The sequence below is a fragment of the Rhodoplanes roseus genome (assembly GCF_003258865.1).
GTDB classification, from domain to species: domain Bacteria; phylum Pseudomonadota; class Alphaproteobacteria; order Rhizobiales; family Xanthobacteraceae; genus Rhodoplanes; species Rhodoplanes roseus.
This window is the reverse complement of sequence record NZ_NPEX01000374.1, coordinates 1-4618: the sequence shown is the minus strand read 5'-3', so window position 1 is coordinate 4618 and position 4618 is coordinate 1. Positions and strand designations below refer to the sequence as shown.

General features: G+C 70.8%; 4 protein-coding genes. 2 read left to right on the top strand and 2 right to left on the bottom strand.

Annotation, left to right across the window (positions count from 1 at the left end):
• Positions 1-46 precede the first annotated feature (46 nt).
• Positions 47-337: a GIY-YIG nuclease family protein gene (locus tag CH341_RS28415; protein WP_111422479.1), complete on the bottom strand. Its 291-nt coding sequence runs from the start codon at positions 335-337 to the stop codon at positions 47-49.
• A 272-nt stretch (positions 338-609) separates the two neighbouring features.
• Complete coding sequence (locus CH341_RS28410) at positions 610-2781, bottom strand: primosomal protein N' (protein WP_111422476.1); 2172 nt, start codon at positions 2779-2781, stop codon at positions 610-612.
• 95 nt (positions 2782-2876) lie between these two features.
• Here CH341_RS28410 and CH341_RS28405 point away from each other — a divergent pair, with 95 nt between their 5' ends.
• On the top strand, positions 2877-3863 hold the full coding sequence (locus tag CH341_RS28405) for a tyrosine recombinase XerC (RefSeq protein ID WP_111422474.1): 987 nt from the start codon (positions 2877-2879) through the stop codon (positions 3861-3863).
• Between the two features lie 110 nt (positions 3864-3973).
• Positions 3974-4567 (top strand): DUF4337 domain-containing protein, encoded by a 594-nt coding sequence (locus tag CH341_RS28400; protein ID WP_111422471.1) that lies wholly within the window; start codon positions 3974-3976, stop codon positions 4565-4567.
• Positions 4568-4618 lie beyond the last annotated feature (51 nt).

The following is a 4618-nucleotide window of genomic DNA, read 5'->3' as shown; positions in this document are numbered from 1 at the left end:
GCCTCGCGCAGCGAGGCGCTCCGCCCCGGGACACAGTGCCGCATTCTCAGAGCCACTCTTCTGACAGATCCCGCCAGCTCGGGTTGTTCTGCTCGATCAACGCCAGCTTCCACGCCCGGTGCCATCGCTTGAGCGTTCGCTCGCGCGCCCGCGCCTCCAGAATCGAATCGAACGGCTCGGCATGGACCAGAGTGTCTACGCCGTACTGCCGTGTGAACCCCGGCACCTGTTTCGCCTTGTGCTCGGCGACTCGACGCATCAGGTCGTTGGTCACGCCGACATAGAGCGTGCCATTACGCCTGCTCGCCAGGATGTAAACGACGAATCGCCGCTGCATCGCAGCGCCTCTCGCTGCGGCTCCTGGGTCCCGGGTCTCCGCACGCCGAAGCGGCGCGCTCCGCCCGGGACACGGAGTCTGTCCAGATCGAGATCATATCACGACGCAGAGTCCTCGTGTCCCGGGCGGAGCGCCTCGCGAAGCGAGGTGCGCAGACCCGGGACCCAGGGGCTGTGCGGTAAAGCCGGGTTCATCTACACTCGACGAGCCATGGTTCGGCTCGCTTTCCGGAGCGCCTCGTTGGAACCCTCGCTCCCGGATCTCCGCCCCCCTCACAAGAAGCTCGTCGGGTCGATGTCGATCTCGCGTTTCAGATCGCCGGTGGTCTTCGGGGCGGCGGCGAGCCAGTCGCGCATGTAGCCCGAGAGGTCGAGGGCGCGGGGCGCCTTGATCAGCAGGCGGAAGCGGTGGCGTCCGCGTAGCAGAGACACCGGCGCCTCGGCCGGTCCGAGCACGCGAACCCGCTCGTCGCGCGGCGCGATCGCCGCCAGCTTTCGCGCATGCGTCTCCGCCGCGGCGCGGTCGGAGGCCGAGACGATCAGGCTGGCGAGCCGGCCGAACGGCGGATAGTGAAGCCGCTCGCGGATGTCGATCTCGCTCGCATAGAACGCCTCGCGGTCGCCGGCGATCAGCGCCCGCATCACCGGATGCTCCGGCTGATGCGTCTGCAGGAAGCCGATGCCCTGCCCCTCCTCGCGGCCGGCCCGCCCCGCCACCTGGGACAGAAGCTGAAAGGTCCGCTCCGCGGCGCGCGGATCGCCGTTGGCGAGGCCGAGATCGGCATCGACGATGCCGACCAGGTTCAGCCGCGGGAAGTGATGACCCTTGGCGACCAATTGGGTGCCGATCACGATGTCGACGCGGCCCTCCTGGATTTCCGTCAGCTCCTCGCGCAGCTTGTCGACGCTGGTGAGCAGATCGCTCGACATCACCATCACGCGGGCCTGCGGAAACAGCGTCCCGACCTCCTCCTCCACTCGCTCCACCCCGGGCCCGCAGGCGACGAAGCTGTCCGCCGCATGGCAGTTCGGGCACACGGCGGGATGCGGCGTGGAGAAGCCGCAGTGGTGGCACACGAGCTGCCGCTTGAAGCGATGGTCGACCAGCCAAGCGTCGCATTGCGGACAGGCGAAGCGATAGCCGCAGGCGCGGCACAGCGTCAGCGGCGCGTAGCCGCGACGATTGAGGAACAGGAGCGCCTGCTGCTTGCGCTCGATCGCCACCGTGACGGCTTCGGCGAGCCGCGGGGCGATCCAGCGCCCGCGCGGCGGCCCCTCGCGCGACAGATCGATCGCCTCGACGTGAGGCAACGACTGCCCGCCGAAGCGCTGCGGCAGCGACAGCCGCCTGTAGCGGCCTTTTCGCGCGTTGACCTCGGTCTCCACCGACGGCGTCGCCGAGGCGAGCACGATCGGAAACTTCTCGATATGGGCGCGCACCACCGCCATGTCGCGGGCGTGATAACGAACGCCGTCCTCCTGCTTGTAGGCGGGGTCGTGCTCCTCGTCGACGACGACGAAGCCGAGATCCGCGAACGGGAGGAACAGCGCCGAGCGCGCGCCGGCCACCACCCGCACCTCGCCCTCGGCGACGCCCTGCCAGATTCTTGCGCGCTTTCGCGGAGAGATTTCCGAGTGCCACTCCGCCGGCCTGACGCCGAAGCGCGCGGAGAAGCGGTCGAGCGACTGCGCGGTCAGCGCGATCTCGGGCATCAGGATCAGCACCTGGCGGCGCTGCCGGATCGCCTCCGCGACCCCTTCGAAATAGACCTCGGTCTTGCCCGAGCCGGTGACGCCGTCGAGCAGGAAGGTGGCGAACGTCCTCGCCGCCACGGCGTCCCGCAACGCGGCAGCCGCGGCAGCCTGCTCGGGCGAGAGATCGGGCCGGGAGAAGTCCGCGTCGGGCGCGCGCGCCACCGGCTCGGGCGGCAGCGCCACGGTCTCCAGCGTGCCCTCGTCGATCAGGCCGTCGACCACACCGGGCGAGACACCCGCCTCCTTCGCCGCGTCGCTCTTGGCCCGCACCAGCCGGTCGGCCAGCGTCGCCAGCACGCGGGCGCGCGCCGGCGTCATCCGGGCCGGCGGCGCGCCGGCGAGCCGCACGCCGACGCGCTCGCGCTCGGGGCCGAGCCCCTCCCCCATCCGCAGCGCCATGCGCAGCACCATGCCGCGCGGCGCCAGCGTGTAGTGGGCGATCCAGTCGACCAGCTTTCGCATCTCGTCGCGCAGCGGCGGCACGTCGAGCTTCTCGGCGATGGCCTTGATGCGGTTGTCGAGCCGCGGATCCGGGGTCGTGTTCTCGCCCCACACCACGCCGGCGCACTCGCGGGTGCCGAGCGGCACCCGCACGACGTCGCCGGGCGCGACCGGGATGTCGCCGGCCGCATAGGAGTAAGGCTGGTCGAGCGCGAGGGGCACCAGCACGTCGACGATGCGTCGGGCCATGAGGTGCGCTATCCCGGACGTTGACGAAGGGTGAAGGATCGGCCCCGATTATACGGGTCGTGTCAAGGCGAGGACGCTGACCCAGGACGGCACCCATGACCCGCAAGGCGGCTTCCGAAACAGCCCGGGCCTCCCCGGAGATCGACCTTCCCTTCGCGGCGCCCGAGGTCTCGGCCGCGATGGCGCGCTGGCTCGTCCATATCGGGGCCGAGCGGCGGATGTCGCCCAAGACCGTGGAGGCCTATGCGCGGGACGCCCGGCAGGTGCTGGCCTTCCTGTGCGAGCACCTGGGCGGACGGGTGACGTTGCGCGCGCTCGGGAGCCTCACCACGGCCGATCTGCGCGCCTTCATGGCGGCGCGGCGCGGCGACGGCATCTCGGGCCGCTCGCTGATGCGGGCGCTGGCCGGCATGCGCTCCTTCGCCCGCTGGCTGGCCCGCGAGGGGCTCGCCGAGATCGGCGCGCTCGCCGCCGTGCGGGCGCCCAAGATCGCCAAGACCCTGCCCAAGCCGCTCGCCGTGGCCGACGCACGACGCGTCGCGGATGTCGACATGCGGGCCGGCGAGGAGCGCGAGCCCTGGGTGCTGGCGCGCGACGCCGCCGTGCTGGCGCTGCTCTACGGCTCCGGCCTTCGCATTTCCGAGGCGCTCGGGCTGAAGCGGCGCGACGTGCCGGCGCCGGGCGCCGGCGACGTCGTCGTGGTCACCGGCAAGGGCAACAAGCGCCGCATGGTGCCGGTACTGCGCAGCGTGCTGCAGGCGGTCGCCGACTACGTATCGCTCTGCCCCTACGACCTGCCCGACACCGGACCGCTGTTCGTCGGCGCCAAGGGCGGGCCGCTGTCGCCGCGAATCATCCAGCTCGTGATGGAGCGGCTGCGTGGCGCGTTGAGCCTGCCCGACAGCGCGACCCCGCACGCCTTGCGGCATTCCTTCGCAACCCACCTGCTGATGCGGGGCGGCGACCTGCGCGCCATCCAGGAGCTGCTCGGCCATGCCTCCCTGTCCACCACCCAGATCTACACCGGCATCGACAGCGAACGCCTGATGGAGGTGTACCGGGCCGCCCACCCGCGCCGGTAGGCTCCCGGATCGGCCGGCGCGTCTGGGCGCCCGTATCCGAAAGTCCCCTTGCGCAATACCGCCGGCCCGCTACATGCCTGCGGACGACCGCCACCGCACGGGGAGACAGCATGGCCGGGCCGCACGAGACCTTGGAGACCCACGAGCATGCCGAGCACGCGGCAGGCCACAACAAGCAGATCGCCCTGCTGATCTCGGTGATCGCGCTGTTCCTGGCCTTCTCCGAGACGCTGGGCAAGAGCGCCCAGACCGAAGCCATCAGCCTGAACATCAAGGCGAGCGACACCTGGAACTTCTTCCAGGCCAAGACGGTGCGGCAGACCTCGATCCGCGCCGCCGCCGAGGCCCTGACGCTGCAGCTCGCCACCGCTCCCAACGAGGAGGCCAAGGCCGCCGTGCAGAAGCAGGTCGACGCCTGGAAGGCGACGGTGGCGCGCTACGAGTCCGATCCCAAGGAGAAGGACGGCCGCAAGGAGCTGCGGGCCCACGCCGAACATCTCGAGCACGAGCGCGACACGTCGCTCGCCCGCTACCACCATTACGAGGTAGCCTCGGCGGCCTTCCAGATCGGCATCGTGCTGTGCTCGGCCGCCGTCATCACCGGGATGATGGCGCTCGCCTTCGTGGCCGGCGGCGTCGGCATCCTGGGCATCGTGTTCATGGGCATCGGCCTGTTCGCGCCGCACGCCGTCCATATCGTGTGAGGCCGCCCGAGCAGGCCGTCATTCCGGGGCGCGGACCGCAGGTCCGCGAAC

Excerpts from the sequence above, each read along its gene's own strand:
- CH341_RS28415 (WP_111422479.1), bottom strand. The coding sequence starts at position 337 with ATGCAGCGGCGATTCGTCGTTTACATCCTGGCGAGCAGGCGTAATGGC.
- CH341_RS28410 (WP_111422476.1), bottom strand. The coding sequence starts at position 2,781 with ATGGCCCGACGCATCGTCGACGTGCTGGTGCCCCTCGCGCTCGACCAG.
- CH341_RS28405 (WP_111422474.1), top strand. The coding sequence starts at position 2,877 with ATGACCCGCAAGGCGGCTTCCGAAACAGCCCGGGCCTCCCCGGAGATC.
- CH341_RS28400 (WP_111422471.1), top strand. The coding sequence starts at position 3,974 with ATGGCCGGGCCGCACGAGACCTTGGAGACCCACGAGCATGCCGAGCAC.